At 42.6% G+C, this 20,647-nt stretch carries 23 protein-coding genes and 1 pseudogene; 11 read left to right on the top strand and 13 right to left on the bottom strand.

The genetic code is table 11. The features are described from left to right. Nucleotides 1–11: 11 nt before the first annotated feature. Nucleotides 12–179, bottom strand: a complete 168-nt coding sequence (locus A3K91_RS14075; RefSeq protein WP_157769649.1) for a hypothetical protein — start codon at nucleotides 177–179, stop codon at nucleotides 12–14. 673 nt (nucleotides 180–852) lie between these two features. Between A3K91_RS14075 and ftsY the strand changes: the two genes are divergently transcribed. Together ftsY and A3K91_RS07485 are read left to right on the top strand one after the other, a co-directional pair. Then, a complete protein-coding gene (gene ftsY / locus A3K91_RS07490) occupies nucleotides 853–1,923 on the top strand; it encodes a signal recognition particle-docking protein FtsY (RefSeq protein ID WP_084387389.1) in 1,071 nt (356 codons plus the stop codon). A 45-nt stretch (nucleotides 1,924–1,968) separates the two neighbouring features. Next, a complete protein-coding gene (locus tag A3K91_RS07485; protein WP_084387301.1) occupies nucleotides 1,969–2,568 on the top strand; it encodes a methylated-DNA--[protein]-cysteine S-methyltransferase in 600 nt (199 codons plus the stop codon). A 106-nt stretch (nucleotides 2,569–2,674) separates the two neighbouring features. Here the strand turns inward: A3K91_RS07485 and A3K91_RS07480 are convergent, their stop codons facing one another. After that, nucleotides 2,675–3,424: a YebC/PmpR family DNA-binding transcriptional regulator gene (locus A3K91_RS07480; protein WP_062844698.1), complete on the bottom strand. Its 750-nt coding sequence runs from the start codon at nucleotides 3,422–3,424 to the stop codon at nucleotides 2,675–2,677. A 315-nt stretch (nucleotides 3,425–3,739) separates the two neighbouring features. On the opposite strand from A3K91_RS07480, the gene A3K91_RS07475 reads away from it, so the two are divergent. Next, entirely contained in the window at nucleotides 3,740–4,570 is an 831-nt protein-coding gene (locus tag A3K91_RS07475; protein ID WP_062844697.1) for an ion transporter, read from the top strand. Nucleotides 4,571–4,616: 46 nt separating this feature from the next. Here A3K91_RS07475 and A3K91_RS07470 read toward each other — a convergent pair whose 3' ends face one another. Together A3K91_RS07470 and aroQ are read right to left on the bottom strand one after the other, a co-directional pair. After that, nucleotides 4,617–5,918, bottom strand: a complete 1,302-nt coding sequence (locus A3K91_RS07470; protein ID WP_062844696.1) for an ABC1 kinase family protein — start codon at nucleotides 5,916–5,918, stop codon at nucleotides 4,617–4,619. Between the two features lie 124 nt (nucleotides 5,919–6,042). Beyond that, nucleotides 6,043–6,609 carry a type II 3-dehydroquinate dehydratase gene (gene aroQ / locus A3K91_RS07465; protein WP_062844695.1) on the bottom strand — a complete coding sequence of 189 codons (567 nt, stop codon included), beginning with the start codon at nucleotides 6,607–6,609 and terminating at the stop codon, nucleotides 6,043–6,045. A 437-nt stretch (nucleotides 6,610–7,046) separates the two neighbouring features. Here aroQ and A3K91_RS07460 point away from each other — a divergent pair, with 437 nt between their 5' ends. Both A3K91_RS07460 and A3K91_RS07455 read left to right on the top strand, forming a co-directional pair. Then, complete coding sequence (locus tag A3K91_RS07460) at nucleotides 7,047–7,262, top strand: cold-shock protein (protein WP_062844694.1); 216 nt, start codon at nucleotides 7,047–7,049, stop codon at nucleotides 7,260–7,262. 277 nt (nucleotides 7,263–7,539) lie between these two features. Continuing rightward, on the top strand, nucleotides 7,540–8,694 hold the full coding sequence (locus A3K91_RS07455; protein WP_062844693.1) for a DEAD/DEAH box helicase: 1,155 nt from the start codon (nucleotides 7,540–7,542) through the stop codon (nucleotides 8,692–8,694). Between the two features lie 110 nt (nucleotides 8,695–8,804). On the opposite strand, the gene A3K91_RS07450 is transcribed toward A3K91_RS07455, so the two are convergent. The 7 genes and pseudogenes from A3K91_RS07450 to A3K91_RS14215 all read right to left on the bottom strand — a co-directional run. Continuing rightward, nucleotides 8,805–9,629: a sulfite exporter TauE/SafE family protein gene (locus tag A3K91_RS07450; protein ID WP_062844692.1), complete on the bottom strand. Its 825-nt coding sequence runs from the start codon at nucleotides 9,627–9,629 to the stop codon at nucleotides 8,805–8,807. Nucleotides 9,630–9,726: 97 nt separating this feature from the next. Continuing rightward, entirely contained in the window at nucleotides 9,727–10,020 is a 294-nt protein-coding gene (gene ccoS / locus A3K91_RS14220) for a cbb3-type cytochrome oxidase assembly protein CcoS (protein WP_062844691.1), read from the bottom strand. A 115-nt stretch (nucleotides 10,021–10,135) separates the two neighbouring features. Then, entirely contained in the window at nucleotides 10,136–10,864 is a 729-nt protein-coding gene (locus A3K91_RS07440) for a YdcF family protein (protein ID WP_416231977.1), read from the bottom strand. A gap of 64 nt (nucleotides 10,865–10,928) precedes the next feature. Next, complete coding sequence (gene murB / locus A3K91_RS07435) at nucleotides 10,929–11,966, bottom strand: UDP-N-acetylmuramate dehydrogenase (RefSeq protein WP_237182769.1); 1,038 nt, start codon at nucleotides 11,964–11,966, stop codon at nucleotides 10,929–10,931. Nucleotides 11,967–12,166: 200 nt separating this feature from the next. After that, complete coding sequence (locus tag A3K91_RS07430; RefSeq protein WP_062844690.1) at nucleotides 12,167–12,664, bottom strand: low molecular weight protein-tyrosine-phosphatase; 498 nt, start codon at nucleotides 12,662–12,664, stop codon at nucleotides 12,167–12,169. Nucleotides 12,665–12,843: 179 nt separating this feature from the next. Continuing rightward, nucleotides 12,844–13,266: an RNA-binding S4 domain-containing protein gene (locus A3K91_RS07425; protein ID WP_062844689.1), complete on the bottom strand. Its 423-nt coding sequence runs from the start codon at nucleotides 13,264–13,266 to the stop codon at nucleotides 12,844–12,846. A 222-nt stretch (nucleotides 13,267–13,488) separates the two neighbouring features. Beyond that, a pseudogene (locus A3K91_RS14215) lies at nucleotides 13,489–13,626 on the bottom strand (excalibur calcium-binding domain-containing protein); the annotation flags it as partial. Here A3K91_RS14215 and A3K91_RS14210 point away from each other — a divergent pair. Further along, a complete protein-coding gene (locus A3K91_RS14210; RefSeq protein ID WP_062844688.1) occupies nucleotides 13,571–13,807 on the top strand; it encodes a hypothetical protein in 237 nt (78 codons plus the stop codon). The pseudogene A3K91_RS14215 and the gene A3K91_RS14210 sit on opposite strands and share 56 nt — an antisense overlap. Nucleotides 13,808–13,994: 187 nt before the next feature. Here the strand turns inward: A3K91_RS14210 and ilvA are convergent, their stop codons facing one another. Beyond that, nucleotides 13,995–15,548 carry a threonine ammonia-lyase, biosynthetic gene (gene ilvA / locus A3K91_RS07415; protein ID WP_062844687.1) on the bottom strand — a complete coding sequence of 518 codons (1,554 nt, stop codon included), beginning with the start codon at nucleotides 15,546–15,548 and terminating at the stop codon, nucleotides 13,995–13,997. A gap of 229 nt (nucleotides 15,549–15,777) precedes the next feature. On the opposite strand from ilvA, the gene A3K91_RS07410 reads away from it, so the two are divergent. From A3K91_RS07410 to rpiA, 5 genes are all read left to right on the top strand, one after another. Then, the gene (locus tag A3K91_RS07410; protein WP_228139832.1) at nucleotides 15,778–16,122 is read left to right on the top strand and encodes an ArsR/SmtB family transcription factor; all 345 of its coding nucleotides are present in this window, start codon (nucleotides 15,778–15,780) and stop codon (nucleotides 16,120–16,122) included. A 55-nt stretch (nucleotides 16,123–16,177) separates the two neighbouring features. Beyond that, nucleotides 16,178–16,585, top strand: a complete 408-nt coding sequence (gene arsC, locus A3K91_RS07405; RefSeq protein ID WP_062845926.1) for an arsenate reductase (glutaredoxin) — start codon at nucleotides 16,178–16,180, stop codon at nucleotides 16,583–16,585. Continuing rightward, complete coding sequence (gene arsH, locus A3K91_RS07400; RefSeq protein WP_416231978.1) at nucleotides 16,572–17,363, top strand: arsenical resistance protein ArsH; 792 nt, start codon at nucleotides 16,572–16,574, stop codon at nucleotides 17,361–17,363. The genes arsC and arsH overlap by 14 nt, the downstream gene beginning before the upstream one ends. A 54-nt stretch (nucleotides 17,364–17,417) precedes the next feature. Further along, entirely contained in the window at nucleotides 17,418–18,728 is a 1,311-nt protein-coding gene (locus A3K91_RS07395; RefSeq protein ID WP_062844685.1) for an arsenic transporter, read from the top strand. Nucleotides 18,729–18,896: 168 nt separating this feature from the next. After that, nucleotides 18,897–19,556 (top strand): ribose-5-phosphate isomerase RpiA, encoded by a 660-nt coding sequence (gene rpiA / locus A3K91_RS07390; protein ID WP_062844684.1) that lies wholly within the window; start codon nucleotides 18,897–18,899, stop codon nucleotides 19,554–19,556. 119 nt (nucleotides 19,557–19,675) lie between these two features. Here the strand turns inward: rpiA and argF are convergent, their stop codons facing one another. Next, on the bottom strand, nucleotides 19,676–20,596 hold the full coding sequence (gene argF, locus A3K91_RS07385) for an ornithine carbamoyltransferase (RefSeq protein WP_062844683.1): 921 nt from the start codon (nucleotides 20,594–20,596) through the stop codon (nucleotides 19,676–19,678). Between the last annotated feature and the right edge of the window lie 51 nt (nucleotides 20,597–20,647).

The raw sequence follows: 20,647 nt of genomic DNA, 5'->3' as shown, positions 1-20,647 counted from the left end.
CATAAGCGGTTTTATAATGATTTGTGTGCCCCAACCATTACGCTAGCCGTCGGTTTAAACTCTTGCGTGGTCGTACAACCTGAAACAGCTGATAGAGCAAATGTCGCGAATAATAAGGTGGCGCTAATGGCCGCTGTTTTTTTGCTTTGTTTTTTACAAAGAGTGGATAATGATGTCATAGGTAATTCCTATAAATTAAGTATAAAGTGACAAGAAAATGATGAAGTAAAGCTTGTTAGAGTAGGCGAAGTTCGGCTGACAACAGGTCGGATTTTTGTGTCCGAATCTTAAGCGAAACTTTCTCAAATCATCCGTTGGTCTTTTAAACTTGTAAATTTTGATGATAGTCTACGATGGTAAGGTCTGAGCACCACTCGAACTATGCTAAACTAGACTAAAAATTGTCTGTCATAAGGCAGTACGCTTATGACGATATATAAATCTACTTAAAATAAACGAATAATTGATAGTGATAACTTTTAGGGCAAGCTTATGAACAATCCAAATAATAGCAATCGTGTGGTCATCAATCTTGACGGCGATCTTGATGACTTAGATGACGATGATATTACCTTACCCAGTCTGCCGACGCAATCTGTCCCCATTATTGATGAGACTGAAGATACCGTCGCAACCAAAACGCCCAATAATAAAAGCATACCAGAACAACAAGTAAATGATACAAGCGATCAAGGTATCGTCAATACGGATGAATCTAATAGTATCGCTTTGGGTACTCCCGTTGGTATGACAGAAGGACAGAGTGCACCCTACAATACATTTGAAAGTTTTTCAGATACCAAGTCAGATACTCAAGAAACAAATGTAGCAGTAAACGCTAATGTTAATGCTATGCCTTCTATCCCAGCTATGCCGTTACAAGAGCAGTTAGGGGATACGCCAAGCGTTGCGCCTATGGACAACCAACCAAAAGCGCCAGAACTAGAAAACCCTGCTGTAGAATCACAAGAGACTCAAGAAAATAAAAAATCAGGCAGCTGGTTTAATCGTATGAAAACGGGGCTTAGTAAGTCACGTAAGAATTTGGCTGAAGGTATGGTCAGTATTCTTATCGGTGGTAAAGAGATCGATGATGAGCTTTTAGAAGAAGTTGAAGATCAGTTGTTGGTTGCCGATATTGGTGTCAATGCCACCAATCGCATTATCAAAAGCTTAACTGAGCAGACGGCCCGTGGCGATCTGATCTATGCCCATTCATTGTATAAAGCATTACAAAGTGAGTTGGTTGATATCTTAACCCCCAAAGTTGAGCCGCTCGTGATTGATACCAGCAAAAAACCATTTGTTATCTTGATGGTGGGGGTCAATGGGGTGGGGAAAACCACGACTATCGGCAAGCTTGCCAAGCGTTTACAAGGTGAAGGCAAATCAGTCATGCTGGCGGCAGGTGATACATTCCGCGCGGCGGCCACCGAGCAGCTACAGATTTGGGGTGAGCGCAACAACATCCCAGTTGTAGCGCAAGGTCATGGTTCTGATAGTGCTTCTGTTATCTTTGATGCCATGCAGTCTGCCAAAGCAAAGAATATCGATGTGCTAATCGCAGACACGGCAGGACGTCTGCAAAACAAAACGCATCTGATGGCTGAGCTGGAGAAAGTGGTACGAGTCATGCGTAAAGCGGATCCAAGCGCACCGCACGAAGGTATGATTGTTCTTGATGCTGGCACAGGTCAAAATGCAATTAACCAAGTTGAATTGTTTAATAAAGCGGTACCATTGACGGGTATTACCATCACCAAACTAGATGGTACGGCTAAAGGTGGGGTGGTCTTCAATATTGCTGAGACGACCGATGTACCTATTCGTTATATTGGAGTGGGCGAATCGATTGATGATTTACGTGCCTTTAGTCCAAAACAGTTCGTCGCCGCATTGTTTGAAACAGACGATAAAGAGTAATTAGCGAAACTGCCAGCAACCAAATAATAGGACAGGAGTCAGTATATGATCGTTACTAGCGTTGTATTAACCGATATCGTTCACAATAATAGCTCATCACCTAAGGCTGCTTTGTTGCTGGCAAGCCATGTCATCAACAATACGGCAAAGCTGATTTGGTGTAATTGGCTTGCGCTTGATGAGCACTGGCAAGATAAAATCAAACTCAAAGCTTTATCAAAGCATTATAAATTTGATGTCGATGAGGTGACATTTATCGCTGCTGATCAGTTAGAGTCCAATGACAAAGAACAAGAGGTATTGCTGGCAAGCATTGCTCAGATACAGAATTATATGCAAGGACAGCGTAGTGACTTTGACTTGCCAATTGATACCAGTGCGGGTACAGCATTTCAGCAGCGAGTTTGGGGTGCACTGCAAGAGATTGGATATGGCGAGACTATTAGTTATGCCACTCTTGCTCAGCGTGTAGATAATCCCAAAGGCTTTCGTGCAGTAGCGCAAGCCAATGGTAAAAATCCCTTCAGCGTGATTATTCCCTGTCATCGAGTCATCAGCAGTGATGGTAAACTTGGTGGTTATACAGGTGGACTGGATAAGAAAGAGTACTTATTAGCGCTAGAAGGAATTACCTGCAAAGTCTAGTTTGAGTTGAGTTATCACCAACAGCTATCAGTCGTAAAATACAAAGAGGCCGAACGTTTATGGCGTTTGGCCTCTTTTGTGAGTAACAACCAATGATTGAATAAACTTATTGCTCAAGCTGTGCCATTACATCAGCAGAGAAGTTAACGTTAGTATAAACTTCTTGCACATCATCAGCATCTTCTAACATATCGATCATTTTTAGGATTTTTTCGGCATCTTCCACATTGTCTATTTCAGCTGTGGTTGAGGGTGACATAGTCACTTCTGCATTGTCAGAGACAAGACCAGCAGCATTAAGCGCGTCTTGAACTTGACCAAAACTTTCCCATTCAGTGATGACCATCAATGTTTCGCCATCATTTTCGATATCGAGCGCGCCAGCCTCTAGTGCAACCAGCATGACGTCTTCTTCTAAGTTGGTATCATTAAAACTGATTTCACCACGTTTGGTAAATAGGTAAGCCACTGATCCTGATGTGCCCAAATTACCATCATTTTTTGTAAATGCATGACGTACTTCGCTAACGGTACGATTAAGATTGTCAGTCATAGTCTCAACCAATACTGCCACACCGCCAACCCCATAACCCTCATAGCTGACTTCTTCCATGTTTTCGTTATCACCGCCACCAGTACCACGATCGACAGCGCGATTGATGGTGTCTCGGGTCATATTGACTGACAATGCTTTTTCGATGACAGCACGCAAGCGTGGGTTCTTATCCGGATCAGGATCACCTTGCTTGGCAGCAGAAACAATTTCACGAATAATTTTGGTAAATATTTTACCTTTTACCGCATCCTGACGGGCTTTACGGTGTTTGATATTTGCCCATTTTGAATGGCCTGCCATATAACATCCTTAATTTTTGCGTATTATTTTTTATGCTTAAAAAACCGATTAATAACACTTATAAATACTCAAACGCGCGTTTCCTACTCGGAATATCCGTGTATTTAACGTAATAGAGCTACCTATGTGTTAACGATTTGTATGTTGTTAGAAGTGCTTTTTTGCTACACTGTGGCAACTTATAAACTATATTAACGGCGATAAGTCAGTAATATTATAAACCAGTTTCGTGTATTTTAACTAACTTGGCCTTATTCATCATATTTTAAGTCATTGCTTATTATCAAGCCATTGATTTTACGACGTACGGATTCTATGAAACAACCAACTGCTGAAGCCATCACACACTTACGTAACCGCATTCATATCATTATTGAAGGTACGGATACCCGCTTGGGCAAGCTTTTCGATATTGTGTTGCTCATTGCAATTTTAGCCAGTGTGGGCGTGGTCATGTTAGACAGTGTGTTGTTTGTACGTTTGCAATATGGGACGATATTTTTTTATGCAGAATGGTTTTTTACTATTTTGTTCACGATTGAATATATATTAAGGCTGTTTTCGGCACCCAATCGCTTTCGATACGTATTTAGTTTTTTTGGCGTTGTAGATTTACTGTCCATTTTACCCAGTTATTTGAGCCTTGTCTTTGGTGGCGTGCAGTATCTTATCGTCATACGTATTTTGCGTCTTTTACGCGTGTTTCGAGTCCTCAAACTCAAAGCTTATATGCAGCAAGCAGGTTTTTTGGCTTCAGCACTGAGAACCAGTCAGCAAAAGATAACGGTATTTTTCTTATCGCTTGTTCTCTTGGTGACTATTTATGGCTCTATCGTGTACGTGGTAGAAGGACCAGAAAACGGCTTTACAAGTATTCCAATCTCTATTTATTGGGCAGTTGTGACGTTAACCACAGTGGGATATGGTGATATTTCACCGAAAACGCCACTTGGTCAGGCCATTGCAACGATGGTCATGATTACAGGTTATGCTGTCATTGCGGTACCAACCGGTATCTTTACCTCAGAGTTGACGCGTAACATGCGTCCGCAGCTCGATCCAGTTACTTGTCCAAACTGTGGTAAGTTTGGGCATGCTATAGGGGCAGAGTTTTGTGATCGCTGTGGTCATGCATTACATGTCTAGATAGGGGCACTAGTATTCGTCTAACGTTTAGAGGCGCAATTATCGTTTATACGTCAATATACTCATCAACGAATGGCGATAGGTCAATCTTAACCCCTAGATTAACTAAGTTCCAATACTGTCCTGATATGGTGCGATCTAACATCATAGTGGTTGCAGAAGGTTGAAATTGTCCAAAGTATTTTAAAGAGGTACGCATTTGTGCAATGGCTTCGTGATGTATCTGACTGCTACCAAAATCAAAATCGCCCTCATGATAAGGCTTAATAGACAAAGGTTTTAGACCAATAGATAACCATTTTTCATAAAATTCTCCCGGTATGTTTTTATCATCATCACGGCGGATATCTAAGGCAATCAAGTCCTGCTCAAGTGCCGTTACATCACCTTTGATGGCATGTTTGGCGAATCGACGAAACAGTTGAACTTCGCTATCACTATAGCTACGAATCCCACCAAAATCATAAGCCACGACGCTGCCATCTTCTCGAAAAGCAAAGTTACCTGGGTGTGGGTCACAATGCATACGATACAACCCAAATAGTTGCCCTGCGGTAAAGTGGAACAATCGCTCAGCTATCTTTTGTTTAATGTCGTTATTCCAAGTTGCAGCAACTGTCAGAGTTTCGCCCATCTCTTCAGTCAAAGTCAAAATGCGCTTGGATGAGTGACTGGTAATAACTTTAGGGATGATAAGTCCTTCATCATCTGCATGAAAAGCCCCAAACACTCGTAAATTATGGGCTTCTTTAATATAGTCCAACTCGTCATGCAAGCTTTGGCGAATTTCATTAAATAGTTGTTCTTGTAGCTGTTTGCTCATGTTGAGCACACCAGCGATTTTCAATGCCATACGGACTTGTTTTAGGTCGCTATCGCAGTTTTCATCCACATCAGGATACTGAACTTTTACCACCACTTTTTGTCCAGATGGCAAAATGGCTTTATGCACTTGTCCAATAGATGCGGCGGCAAAGGGCACTTCTTCAAATTCGCTGAACAGCTCTTTTATGGGTGCTTTTAGTTCCCGCTCTACTTGTACGCGTATTTGCGCATAAGGCATGGGCGGTGCATCTTTTTGCAGTTTTTCTAGTGCAGTAGCCACTTCCGGGGGGAACACATCTTTATATTGTGATGCAATTTGTCCCACCTTCATGACTGCGCCTTTCATTTCTCCCAAGGTTTCGGCTATCTGAATACCCACGTCTTGCATTAGCTCTGAGCGCGCTTGTAAGCGTTTTTCTTCGTCACTTGAGAGATGCTTAAATGAGTTTTTAGCTGCTTTACCGGCAATACTTGCTGTCATGCCAGCGAGTTTCATAAAGCGCTTTCCAGACGATTTTGCCATTCATATCACCATATAGTGGATTGTTTGCTCAGCCGTAATTCTAATACTTTAACCAGATGATTGCTGTTTAACTAATGTGCTGATAAAAAAGTTATCTAATGCAAGCTCTAATCTTTTACTGATATCAGTCGTTACGATTGAAGTTATGAGTATCTATATCGTTCATATCCACAGAGTAAAGATTATCAAGCCAATACGTTAATGCCATTTGATACCCCAAATGTCCCAAGCCGCAGATAACACCAACAGCGACATTGCTCAAATAAGAATGATGACGAAAAGGCTCGCGCGCATGAACATTAGATAGATGTACTTCTATAAAGGGTTTTTGTGTGGCTAGCAATGCATCGCGTAGCGCCACCGAGGTATGAGTAAAGGCGGCAGGATTAATAATTATCGCATCCACTTGCTCGGTTGCATTGGCCAGTAATCCATAATGCTGTATTTCATCAACCAGCTGGCCTTCATGATTTGATTGTATACAAATCAACTCAATACCGTACTCAGCAGCGCGAGCTATCAAACGTTTCTCAATGTCTACAAGCGTTGTATGACCATAAATCTCAGGCTCGCGCTTACCCAGCAAATTCAAATTGACGCCATTAATAAGCAGTAATTTGTGGGTAAGGCGTTTAGTGGTGTGTTGATCCGAGGTTTCTGTACTTGATGCAGATTGAGAAGGGGTTGTCATAATGTTCTCTATAACAGTTGCGCAGTGGGGGTAAATTATAATGCATTGTGAAATATATCGATGATAAAAAAGTAAAAAGAGGTAATTTAATAGTATGTCTCTTTATGATAACAGCTTGCTCATAAGGTTATAAAAAAATTATGGCGTAAATGAAATAAAGAATAAAAAACAGATTAAAAGTCTTTATGTTGCTAAAAACCCGTGCTATGATATTTTTTACGCAATATTTATTGCAAGTTTGTTACTATCATTATGATGAGCTTTTGAAGAAGAGAGTTTTTGGTTATAAGAACAACTCTTTAAGACGACGGCTTTATGCAAATAATGATGGTAAAAGTAGTACTCTTAAGTTTTTGATTTTATAATCTTAGATCCCGTTTGTATGCAATGTTGCAAAGGAATTTGGGGCTAAGCGGACTTTTTTAGGAAGCAATATTATGTCAGCTCGTGAGCAAGGTATCGTTAAGTGGTTTAATGACTCAAAAGGCTTTGGTTTCATTCAACGTGACAGCGGAGAAGACATTTTTGTCCATTTCCGTGCGATTCAAGGTGATGGCTATCGTTCTTTGAAAGACGGTGAAAAGGTTGAGTTTAGCGTAGTTGAAGGCGATAAAGGCCTTCAAGCTGAAGAAGTCAGAAAAGTAGGAGAGTAATCTATTCAGTCATTACAGCGGTTTCGCTATATTGTCTGTATACACTACTGATATACTACTGAGTCAAGCCCAGCTTATCTTACCTGTGTTGAGTAAAATCAATGTACTCGGTAGAATAAGGTATTGGGTTTGACTTTTTTATGCTCCTATGTTTGTCAATGATGTGCAGATCAAATGGTGTTTTCATCATTGTTCCTGTTGCAAAGTAAGACAACCGATTATTCAACACCTATTTATAATCAATAATAAGTAGCCATTCATTTAAAAGGACATTTTTTTGAGTAATTTTACGACCTTTACTGACTTGCCACTGTCAGCTGCAACGTTACGTGCCATCAATGACTTGGGGTTTACGGCATTGACCCCTATTCAGGCAAAAATACTGCCTCATACTTTGGCAAACCAAGATGCTATTGGGCAGGCACAGACGGGTACTGGTAAGACGGCAACGTTTTTATTGACTATTATGGAAGCACTACTTAAGCGTCCTTTTGGTAGCGATGAAGAACGCTACTTAGGAGAGCCACGTGCCGTGGTCATGGCACCCACTCGTGAACTTGCTCAGCAAATATTTGAAGATTGTCTTGCCTTGACTAAGTACACATCACTTCATAGTGTGTGCATCATGGGTGGAACCAATTATGAAAATCAGCAGCATGAGCTTGATCGTCAATATGTTGATATTCTAGTAGCAACGCCTGGCCGTCTCATTGATCTTGCCAATAAAGGCATGGTTTTTTTAGATCGTGTGGAAGTGCTGGTATTAGATGAAGCTGATCGCATGCTCGACATGGGATTTATCCCAGATATCAAACGCCTAGTAGGCCGAATGCCAGCTAATACGGATCGTCAAAGTTTATTATTTTCGGCGACTTTCAACCAAGACGTGATGAATTTAGCTTACCGCTGGTTACATGAACCCCAGTTTGTTGAGATTGAACCTGAGCACAAAACCAGTGAGTTGGTCGATCAGCATTTTTACTTATTAACGGAAGATCAAAAGCTAACAGCGTTGCAGCGCATTATTAATGATGCTACGGTAGAAAAAGTGATTATCTTTGCCAATCGCAAAGATCAAGTCAAACGTCTTTATCATAAGCTGCGCCAAGCCCATAAAATTGTCATGTTATCGGGTGACGTCATTCAACAAAAACGTGAAAAATATCTACAGCGTTTTAAAGATGGTCATGCCTCAGTTTTAGTGGCGACGGACGTAGCAGGTCGCGGTATTCATGTCGATGATATCAGTCATGTGATCAATTATACTTTGCCTGACCAACCAGACGATTATGTGCATCGCATTGGACGTACTGGTCGCGCTGGACAAAAAGGCATTAGTATCAGCTTTGTGAGTGAAGATGATGCTTTTAATATACCAGCGTTAGAAGATCACTTAGAGACTAAGTTTGCGCTTGAGCAGTGGCAAGAGTAATTTTTATAAAATAACGGTACTCAATAAAAAAGTTCCTACTATCAGAAGCGAGAGTAGGAACTTTTTTATTATTCATAGAAAAAATTGACGTTATAGACACTCTCTAAAAATCAATGAGCATGATGCATCGTCTCAGTGTCATCACTCATATCATGCATGCTATGATCCATCTCTGGGTTCATATCGTGATTCATTTGACTCATATCAGAATGGCTACTGTGATCCATAGTTGTATGGCTGCCACCGTGACTATGTCCACCATGCATACTAGACATGACGATGGGCGTAAATACAACTGCTAAGCCAGATATCACTAGCACAGCACCATTGAGTTGTCTTAAACGGAAACGTCCAATTTTATCACGCAACCAGCCAACGGTTTCATGAGTGGCTACAAGCATCGGCACTGTTCCCAAACCGAAAACAAACATGAGTGCCGCACCGCTTATAGGATTATGAGCAACCACAGCGATAAGTAATGCACCATATACCAAACCACAAGGTAAAAATCCCCAAAGCAGACCCGCAGTCAAAGCACGTGGAAAGGTGTTTAATGGGAATACTTTTTGACGAAGGGGGCTTAGGTACTGCCAAAAACGCATACCAAACCGTTCAAGTTTATTCAAAAACGGCGCACCAAGCATGGTTACGCCAACAAAGGCCAGTACTAAGCCCAATAAAATACGTGGCAGATTGTTACCAGTCATCAATGGCTCTAGCACAGTCGTACCAATCAAGCCTGCGATCAAACCTAAAAATGCATAACTGCCCAAACGCCCAATATGATAAGTGGCAACCAGCGCACGACGTTTGGCTGGGCTTGAATCTTTCATCGATAACCCGAATGCGGTTACAAGACCGCCGCACATACCTAGGCAATGCGGAGAGCCAAAAAACCCCATGAGTAACGCGGCAACAAGTAAAGCTGTGGTCATAGAGGGCATCTCCTAAAAAAGAAAACCTAATAATGTCTTTGAGAGTTAGTCAAAAAGTATGATAAGTAGCTCAATGAAAGAGGGGGACAGATTACAGTCAAAGTTTTGATATTTTTTCTTTATCAGCGTGATCGGCGAGTTCTGTACCGGTACTGTCTGATTCTGGGTTATTGATGTTCGTCACAGTCAGCTCGCTCTTCTGGGAAGTAGGCTCTACATGCGTATGAGCTTGCATGGTTTGCCTGCGCTCTTGGCGGTCGTCCAAGATGATACGTTGTGAGGCGTTGTCCAAATCTTCGAACTGATTTGACTTGACGGCATATCGTACGGCCCAAATGGCAACCACAAACAGCATGAGACTTAATGGAATTAGTAAAAATATACTGAGCATGGTAACTCTCTTAAATAGCGGTTTCCCTGATCATTATACACCCATTGTCAGTGTGGTGATGAATGTGAGGCAAATGAGTATTATAAAATATGCTTTTGTAGACCAACGTTTGCCACTATTCAGCCGTTGTCTTTTCAGCATCACCTCTTGGCGTTAGCAACTGTTGTGAAGTCACGTCTCTAGCCTGACGGCAATCTACCTGCGGTCGTATCACATCACGCAAATAGGCGGCAACTTCATAAACAGCACGTCTTGAATGGCTCAGGTTTTGTGCAGGTTTCATCCAATCACGATTGACAGGTAAAGGAGCACTAAGCGGCGTACTATTGATACCATTTAAAGCAAATTGTCTACGTGCGCGTGCCATATGGTAGCTATCGGTAATGAGGTACACATGATGCAGAGGAATACGTTTGGCAGTAAAGCGCGCGTTTTCGCAAGTATTCATACTGGCATTTTCGCTAATCAGTCCATCGATGCCATGCTCAATAAGCCATTGACCGAGCCATGGTGCTTCAGCACCGCTCAACACAATCGGCAAAGGCAAGTCATGGTAGGCGCTAGCAGCCGTACGAGCACGATTGAGACTGTAGTTATTGAGGATGATTTGATTGTTATTATTATTGGTTAATCCTCCTCCTAATACTACGTAAGCAGTCGGTGGCGAAGTCATCGCCATGCCAGACACTTTAGGTAACGGTAGCAGAGTAAATAGATAAACAATCGTTTGAGAAAACAACGGTGTGAATAAACTGATAATCACTAAAATAACCGTCGTTGAACCAAGCACAAAAGTAATATTGATAATACGAAACAGCTTCATCATACGTTCAGCTGAACGCAAATAATATCGCCACAGTCTTTTAGATAACGGTTGCTCAGATGACCGTCTTTTGGATCTTGACGATTTACGCCACATACTCATCATATCCAACTGAGCCATCCGTATTTACCCAAACTGGCTCACGTGATAATTGAATGGCAAATTTTTCAAAAACAACCGTGGCGATATATTTTTGAGAGGTTGCCACGTCATATTGGGTTGCTTGATAAGGCGTATGATTAGTCAGTACTAAGGCTTGATGTTGATGAGTAACGATGGGTGCAATGCCGCCACCTTTTAATCCTGCTTGCTCAATAAGCCATCCTGCTGCAACTTTGACCATGTCATCAGGCATGGGGTAGCCAACGATAGTAGGGTAGGTGGTTTGTAATTGGGTGAATTGCTTTTGAGGTATGATAGGGTTTTGGAAAAAGCTACCGCAATTCGGTAGGTGTTTAGGGTCGGGCAGTTTTTGCTGACGGATATCTATGATAGCCTGCATCACATCTACAGGAGTCACTTGCGTACGGTCTTGCTGCTCAGCATAGCGCTGTGCAACTGTTTTTACATCTCCATAACTGGCTAAGACTTTGTTGACATCAGTATGCAATCTAAACCCAACGCAACTGATTAACCACGTATTGGGTGCACGTTTAAAGATACTATCACGATAGCCGAACTCGCAATCAGCTGTGCTTAACTGATGCCATGTTTTGGTTGGTAAATGATAAGCGCGTACATACTCTAAGCAATCTTCTAGCTGAACACCATAAGCACCGATATTCTGTACAGGAGCCGCTCCAGTAAGACCAGGTATCAGTGCAAGATTTTCAAGTCCATACCAGCCTTGGTTTACCGTATGTACCACCAAGTCATGCCAGTTTTCGCCTGCCATGACCTCAATGTCTACGTACTCATCGATTTGCGCTACCAAAGTAATACCGCACATTTTCGGCTGTAAGACGATTGCGTCTAGCTGCGCTGGCAATAAGACATTGCTGCCACCAGAAAGTACAAATAATGACTTTTGACTTATAATGTCTTCATAACTTGCCATAAAAACGTCAAGCTGCGATTCATCTGTTAATTCTACGACCGACCCAGCTGCACAAGCCAATGCCATTGTATTACTATGCGATAAATCCACCGATGACTCAGAAAGTAATCTGTTTGGAAAATCAATGTCTATGGTAGGCTGAGCGCTACTATCGAGATGTAAAGTTGAGGTCATAACAGAGCCTATGTGGCGAATAAATGGCAAACCATGCGGCACTTATTATAAAGGATACAAAACATAAAAGGCGCATAAATTAATACTCAAGCCTAGCAAGCTTTCCAACTCTCAATCCAAGCTTGAGCACTTGACTCAATACGTTCAATTACTTCTTCGAAGTCATCGTTATCGCCTTTATAAGGGTCTGGAACATCGTCACCGCTATATGTAGGATCTTCTTCACTAAACAAAGCAAGCTTAGCCAAATCATCTTCTGAACCTTCCAAACGCTCTTTCATGGCTTGTAAATCAGCTAAGTTTTGCGCATCCATTGCCAAAATTAAATCAAAATTTCGAAAGTCATCATCACTTACTTGACGCGCGACCAATTTATTGATTTTATAACCGTGCGACTTTGCATGTCGTTGTGAGCGCTCGTCAGGTGCAGAGCCTACATGACCATCACTTGTGCCTGCTGAATCTACTTTAATCGATAAGCCAGCAATGGCTGCTTGCTGACGAAAAATCTCCTCAGCAGTGGGAGACCGGCAAATATTTCCTAAGCAAACCAACAGTACCGACGATGGCGTACAAGTTTTTAGCAGCATAATATGACCTTTCATAACAAAAAAAACATGCCATAAGAAACCCACGTAACGTATGTGGCCCTTATTAACATGCAATCGATTAAAAACAGCTATCAGCGTAACGTGTAATGCCTTGAATGGCAAGGGCAGAGGCTGAACAATAGGGTCATCTGATAGCGTGATGTAAGTTTTTGATGGTTTTAATCTTGCTTACTTTTAAACCGTTGAATGTCACGGCGCTCTTTTTTATTGGGTTTATTGTCGGGCCTGGCAAGGTTGGCAAGTTTGCGCTGCTCGGCATAATAAGCGCGGCGCGTTTCACTTTCCTCAGTCTCTGAATATAAGACTTGAGCCGCATCGGCATTACCACGTTGGGCAGATAGCGCCTCAACGATGACGGTTTTTTCGGTCATCGCAGTGGCTGAACCTTGACGAATCGTTAATTCATCACCGACCGCAATCTCTTTACTGGTTTTCACCCGGCTACCACCATAGTGCACCCGTCCACTTTCGATGGCCTGTTTAGCAAGCGTACGCGTCCGATAAAAACGTGCTGCCCAAAGCCATTTATCAAGACGAATTCTAGCAAGTGCTTGATTTTTATCATCAATGTTGTTTTTCATAATAATTACTCTGTATTGATTTCTATTTCTATTTAAAACAAGACAATACTAATAATATTAGGGCGAATTTTGTATTTGCAAATAGATCTTGTCATTGAGCATAGTAAAGTTTGCATGATCATTGAAATAAAAAAAGACGTGGAAGAGGACCTTATTAAGATGATCTCTTCCTTCTGTATTCTGATAAAAAGGGTACGTTTTTAGTAGGTGTAATATGGAAAACTAGTTACACCATTGCTGCTCACAAGGCACACCGTCATGGTTACCATCCATTTTGGTATTGGGACAGTTATTACTAAAATAGGTGGCTTCTGCGCAAGAGGTCATCTGCGAGCAATGTTGTCTGCCATCACACGTAAAGCTTGGTGCAGCTGGTTTTGTACTTAATACTGGCTCTGCTATTGGGGCTGATGCTGTAGATGGGTTAGAATCAACGTACGTTGGTGGTATGTCGTTAAAATCGGTAGATGGAGAATTAGTGGCAGTTGGTATATCGATTACAGCATCAACTGTAGACCCACTTATGGATGTTTTAGGTTGAAGGGTCTTATAAGCTAAGAGCGCTAAAGTTAATAAAACTATGACCATTATTATGTTTTTCATAACTGCCCAATATCAATATGTCTAATATAAATGAGAGAGGGCTAAAAACTAGTACTCTCTATCAATTCATCAAAGTCAGTTCTTTAATCCATTAAAAAACTGACTTGCTAGATGATCGTTTGTACTTATTTCAAAAACAGCTGATATCCGATATTGTCATTTAGCATGGTACAGTCATAACCAATATCGAGTAGGGCATCTTGTAGTTGGCGCGAGTTGCTTTCAGTGGCTTGCAAGCCGACCAAAACGCGCCCTTCAGCAGCGCCATGATTGCGATAATGAAACAAGGTGATATTAAAGTCATCGCCCAATTTTTCTAAGAACGTCAGCAAAGCGCCCGGACGCTCTGGGAACTCTACTTTTAGCAGCTGTTCGTTTTCGATATGAGCATGACCACCAATCAAATGACGGATATGCGATTTGGCAATATCATCATCTGTTAAGTCATGAGCTTCATAGCCGTCAACTGCCAATTGATTACTAATGGTTTGTCGTTCTTTTTCGCCTTCTTTTAAGGCAATACCGACAAAGATTGCTGCTGGCTCCATAGAATCAGGTGATTTTTTGCTATTAGCACGGTAATTAAACTCAGTAATGTTGCGTCCATGTAGACTGCGGCAGAAGTTCAAGAAAGCACCCGTTTGTTCAGGAATGGCCACGCCAAAAATGGCTTCTTTTTTCTCGCCAATTTCGGTACGCTCAGCGATATAACGCAAACGATCGAAGTTCATATTGGCACCGCAGACGATGCCAACGCAGTTTTTGCCTTGTAGATTGTTCGCTTTGATATATTTTTTCATGCCAGCCACAGACAAGGCACCAGCAGGTTCGACAATGCTACGGTTTTCTTCAAAAATGTCTTTGACGGCGGCGCAAACTTCATCATTGGTACAAGTAACGACTTCAGGCTCGACCACAGGACCTGAGCGATCACTTTTTTGCATACGTACCACGTCAAAAGGTAGCTCGCCTATCTGCGCGACTGCCACACCATCTACAAACAATCCGACTTGCTCAAGTTTAACGCGCTCACCTGTTTCAAGTGCTGCCTTCAAGCAGGCAGATTGATCCGCTTCTACCGCAATGACTTTGACATGCGGCGCGACTTCCCCTAAGAACGCAGCAACCCCTGAGATTAGACCGCCACCGCCTACCGCTACAAAGACATAATCCATATTACGCCACTGCTGAGTCAGCTCTAAACCAATAGTGCCTTGTCCAGCAATGACCAGCTCATCGTCATAGGGCGGGATAAAAGTAAGACCTTCGCGCTCGGCACGCTCAATTGCGTAACGATTGGCTTGATCAAAACTATCGCCATGTAAATCGACATTACCGCCCAGTGCTTTCACCGCATCTACTTTGATATCTGGTGTGGTGGTTGGCATGACGATGATGTTATTAAGCGATAACTTGCGAGCAGAATAGGCGACCCCTTGCGCGTGGTTGCCAGCCGAGGCACAAATCACACCACGTGCTTTTTGCTCGTCGCTCAATTGGCTAATACGGTTATAAGCGCCGCGCAATTTGAAGGATTTTACGGGTTGCAAGTCTTCACGTTTGAAGCGAATATCGTTGGCAAAACGTTGAGTCAACTTGGGTGCCGCTTCAAGTGGTGTTTGAATAGCAACGTCATAGACGGTGGCTTGCAAAATGGCTCTTACCCAACGTGACAGCATAGTAATTCCTAAACAAAATGTAGATGAATATAAGAAGTATGAATGAATATAAAAAATGAAATAGATTAGCCTATGCTGATTTTGATTGTCTTGCAAGACACAATTGCATTTTTTGCTATGATTGACGGCTTTAAGAATGAACCAGTAAAAATGAGCGGCGCAACTTAATAAAATTCCGTGTTAGACACTTGACGTATTTCAATATGTCTGTATTATTGGACATATGGAAATGACTACTGCTATCGCCAGCTTTGCTGCGCTCTCTCAAGACACTCGTTTAAAAGCCTTTCGGTTACTTGTCAATCAAGAGCCGAGTGGCTTACCTGCGGGTGAAATAGCCCGTCAATTGGACGTGCCTCACAATACTATGTCAACGCACTTGTCTGTGCTGGCACGAGCTGGATGGGTCGTCTCAAAAAGACACAGCCGTCAAATAGTGTATCGTGCTTCTTTATCGCATATGGAAGCGGTCGTTCAGTTTTTATTGCAAGACTGCTGTGCAGGACATCCGGAATTGTGCGCATCGCTTGTCAGTAGCTTGAGTGGGTGCGAAGTGGTTAAAGCAGACCATTAAGATGATTACTGACATATATTTTGATAAATACACCCACAAACCAGATGAGGTTGCTATGAAGCCATTGATTTTTCATAATCCTAACTGCGGTACTTCACGTAATACCTTAGCTATTATCAAAGCCTCAGGTGAGGAGCCAGAAGTGGTGGAGTACCTAAAAACACCACCAACGCGTGACTACTTGGTTGAGCTTTTGGCAAAAATGAACCTTTCTCCGCGCGAGCTGCTACGTAGCAAGGAGCCAATCTGTAAGGAGCTGGGTTTAGATAATGCTAGTGTCTCTGATGATCAGTTGATTGATGCGATGATTGCTCATCCTATTTTAATCAATCGTCCTATTGTGGTTACGGATAAAGGCGCGGCATTGTGCCGCCCTTCAGAGCGAGTGTTTGGTCTATTGGACACGCCAGTGAGTAGTTTTACTAAAGAGGATGGAGAGGTTATTCATCATGGACAACCTTAATAACCAAGCAGAAAAAGCAAACCTTGGATCGGCTGACTTAGAGTCGATAGCGTTAGAGAGTATCAATTTTGACGAGTTGCCCAATATTGATCCAAATCACATACAACCGATTGATATTGAATCTTTGCTTGGTGCAAGTGATCCGCGTCATCCACCCAAGATATTAGTATTGTATGGGTCTTTACGCACACGCTCATTTTCTAAACTGGCAGCCGAAGAAGCCAGTCGTTTATTGCGTTGGTATGGCTGTGAGGTCAAAATGTTTGACCCATCAGGTTTACCATTGCCAGATGATGCAGATGCCGAGCATCCCAAGGTGCAAGAATTACGAGAGCTGGCACAGTGGTCAGAAGGCATGCTTTGGGTAAGTCCTGAACGTCACGGCAGTATGACCAGTATTATGAAAGCACAGATCGATTGGATACCATTATCACTTGGTGGCGTACGCCCGACCCAAGGAAAAACGCTGGCAGTGATGCAAGTGAGTGGTGGCAGTCAAAGCTTCAATACGGTCAATCAGCTACGGATTCTTGGTCGTTGGATGCGCATGATTACTATCCCTAATCAGTCTTCTATTCCCAAAGCTTTTTTAGAATTTAACAATGACAATCGCATGGACATGTCTCCTTTATATCTGCGTCTTGTGGATGTTTGCGAAGAATTGGTGAAGTTTACTTGGCTCACACGTGGGCGCTCAGAGTATCTAACGGATCGCTATTCAGAACGCGTAGAAAGTGCTGAGGAACTCTCACGCCGCGTGAATCAAAAATCAATTTAACCTCATTACTAAATTAATGGTTCTAAATTGAGTCTACTTAAATAAGGCTGTTCAATGCTTGCACTCATTATTTTTATTGTGACTTTGGTTTTGGTGATTTGGCAGCCTAAAGGGTTGGGCATTGGTTGGAGTGCATTAGGCGGAGCGTTGATTGCCTTGGCTTTTGGGGTGGTGCAATGGTCTGATGTGAGCGTGGTTTGGGATATTGTCTGGGATGCGACCTTTACCTTTGTAGCACTTATCATTATCTCGCTTATCTTAGATAAGGCAGGGTTTTTTGGGTGGGCAGCGCTGCATGTGGCAAGATTGGGCAATGGGCAAGGGCGTTTGCTATTTCCTATGATTGTTATCTTGGGTGCGTTTATATCGGCATTTTTTGCCAATGACGGTGCCGCGTTACTCTTGACACCGATTGTTATCGCTATTCTACTACGTTTGAATTTTTCACCACCCTCTGCACTGGCTTTTATCATCGCGACGGGCTTTATTGCCGATACAGCAAGTCTGCCACTGGTGACGTCTAATTTGGTCAATATTGTCAGTGCCAATTATTTTGATATTGGTTTTGGGCGTTATGCAGCGGTTATGGTGCCCGTCAATATCGTCTCTGTGATAGCAACATTAGCAGTGTTGTGGATTGCATATTATCGCCATATTCCAACGCATTATTCAATTGCCAATCTGAGCAAGCCTGAGTCCGCTATCGAAGATCCTTTAGTGTTCAAAGCCGCTTTCCCATTGCTGGCATTATTATTGATGGCTTATTTTGCAACTGAGTCATTGGGATTACATATCTCACTCGTCACTGGCGCGGCGGCCTTACTCCTGATGGCAATTGCAAGTCGCTTTTGGCAAGGTGGTCGCGGGGCAGTGGTGTCCGTGCGTGATGTTGTGCGTAATGCACCTTGGCAAATTGTACTGTTTTCGATCGGCATGTATTTGGTTGTTTATGGCTTAGGAAATGCAGGACTCACCGATTATGGCGCTCAAATTTTAAGTTGGCTGGGGCAGCAGGGCGCAATGACAGCAACGTTAGGCACAGGATTTTTGTCTGCCATTGTGGCGTCTATTATGAATAATATGCCATCCACACTGGTTGGCGCATTGGCCATTGATAGCGCACAAGTACCGGCAGCGACTCGAGAGTTGATGATATATGCCAATGTGATTGGTAATGATTTGGGGCCAAAATTCACACCCATCGGTAGTCTGGCGACTTTATTATGGTTGCATGTATTGGCAGAAAAAGATTATAAGATCAGCTGGGGCCAGTATATGAAAATTGGACTACTTATCACGCCGCCTGTACTATTAGCGACGTTACTGGCTTTGGTCTTTTGGTTGCCTTATTTGTCAAATGTTTAAACTTAATCCAAAAAAACAGTATGAGCTGAAACTGTGGTCGGTTTAAAATTTAGAAAAAGGATTACGCTGACATTCAATAAAGTCATCGGTTATAATAGCCGCGCATTTTATCTCTTTTAGCTTTCTACTTCTTTTAAGACGATACGTTTATTTTACCAAGGATTTATAATGAGTGATCAGCAAGCACAAAAACAAGCCGCAGCCAAGGCTGCTCTAAGTTACATTGAAGACAATATGATACTTGGGGTAGGAACAGGTAGTACGGTCAACTGTTTGATTGAGCTGTTGCCGACGCTAAAGCTTGCCGGAGCTGTTGCAAGCTCGAAGGTGACGGAAGACAAATTACGTGCGCTTGGTATAGAAATCGTAGATTTAAACTTTGCGGGTACGCTTGATGTTTATATTGATGGCGCTGATGAAGTCAATGAGCATCTGCAACTGATAAAGGGCGGCGGCGGGGCACTCACTCGCGAAAAAATCGTTGCGGCGGCTTCAAATAAGTTTGTATGCATGGTTGATGCGAGCAAAAGTGTCGAAACACTAGGCCGCGCGTTTCCGGTACCGATTGAAGTATTACCACAAGCACGCTCGTATGTGGCGCGCCAGTTGGCTAAACTGGGCGGTGAGCCAGTCTACCGTGAAGACTTTGTCACTGACTATGGCAATGTGATTCTTGATACGTATGATTTAGACGTCAGTGATCCAGTAGCGCTTGAAAAAGAGTTAAACAATATCGTTGGTGTCGTCTGTAATGGCATTTTTGCCGCCAATCAAGCAGATGTGCTGCTAAAAGCTAGTAGTAACGGGGTTGAGACGCTAATCCGTTAAACACTGCTTCGTTAATTGAGCGTTAACGCTTGGATAAACACAAAAAAGGCAGACCACTATCAAGGTGATCTGCCTTTTTTATATGCGTTATTTTATAAATGATTTGCGCAGAGGCTTTATTAAGACAGTTTGATTTTGTCTTTTAATAAAAACTCCATCAAGGCTTTTTGCGCATGTAAGCGGTTTTCTGCCTCGTCCCACACCACTGAACGAGGGTCATCAAGCATATCGTGAGAAATCTCTTCACCACGATGTGCAGGCAAACAATGCATAAACACCACTTCAGGATCAGCTTTATCTAATAATGAAGGCGTCACTTGATATGGTGCAAAACGGCGGGCACGGGTGTTTTGTTCAGATTCTTGTCCCATACTCGCCCATACATCGGTGACGATTAAGTGAGAATCTTTTGCCGCATCTTGTACATTTTCGACCAAGCTCACACAATGAGAAAAGCGTTCCATCAGTTTTGGATCTGGCTCAAAGCCATAGGGCGCAGCCACTCGTAGCTCAAAGCCAAACTGATTGGCGGCTTGCATAAAGGACGAGCACATATTGTTGCCATCACCGACCCATGTCACGATTTTGTTTTCGATACTTCCGCGATGCTCATAGTAAGTCTGCATGTCAGCAAGCAACTGGCAAGGATGAAACTCATCAGTCAGCGCATTAATAATAGGCACACTAGAGTATTCAGCAAAGGTTTCGACCTTTTCGTGACCAAAGGTACGAATCATAATGATATCGACCATACTGGAGATGACACGGGCTGAATCTTCTAATGGCTCACCGCGCCCAAGTTGGGTATCGTTTGGCGATAAAAAGATAGCATTACCGCCAAATTGACCCATACCAGTCTCAAAAGATATGCGCGTGCGGGTAGAAGATTTCTCAAAAATCATACCAAGCGTACGACCAACAAAGGGCTGATATATCTCGCCCGCATGTTGCATCTTACGCAGTTCGCTCGCGCGTTTGATCAGGGTTTCTAGTTCTTGTTTGGTTAAATCAGATAAGGTCAAAAAATGGCGCAAACTCATAGTAATCCTAGCAGTCGATCGCAGTCAGTGAAACGTTATCAGTCTTCAATA

It is taken from the genome of Psychrobacter alimentarius (assembly GCF_001606025.1).
Classification (GTDB): domain Bacteria; phylum Pseudomonadota; class Gammaproteobacteria; order Pseudomonadales; family Moraxellaceae; genus Psychrobacter; species Psychrobacter alimentarius.
The sequence above is the reverse complement of the archived record's forward strand: the minus strand, read 5'-3'. Positions and strand labels throughout refer to the sequence as shown.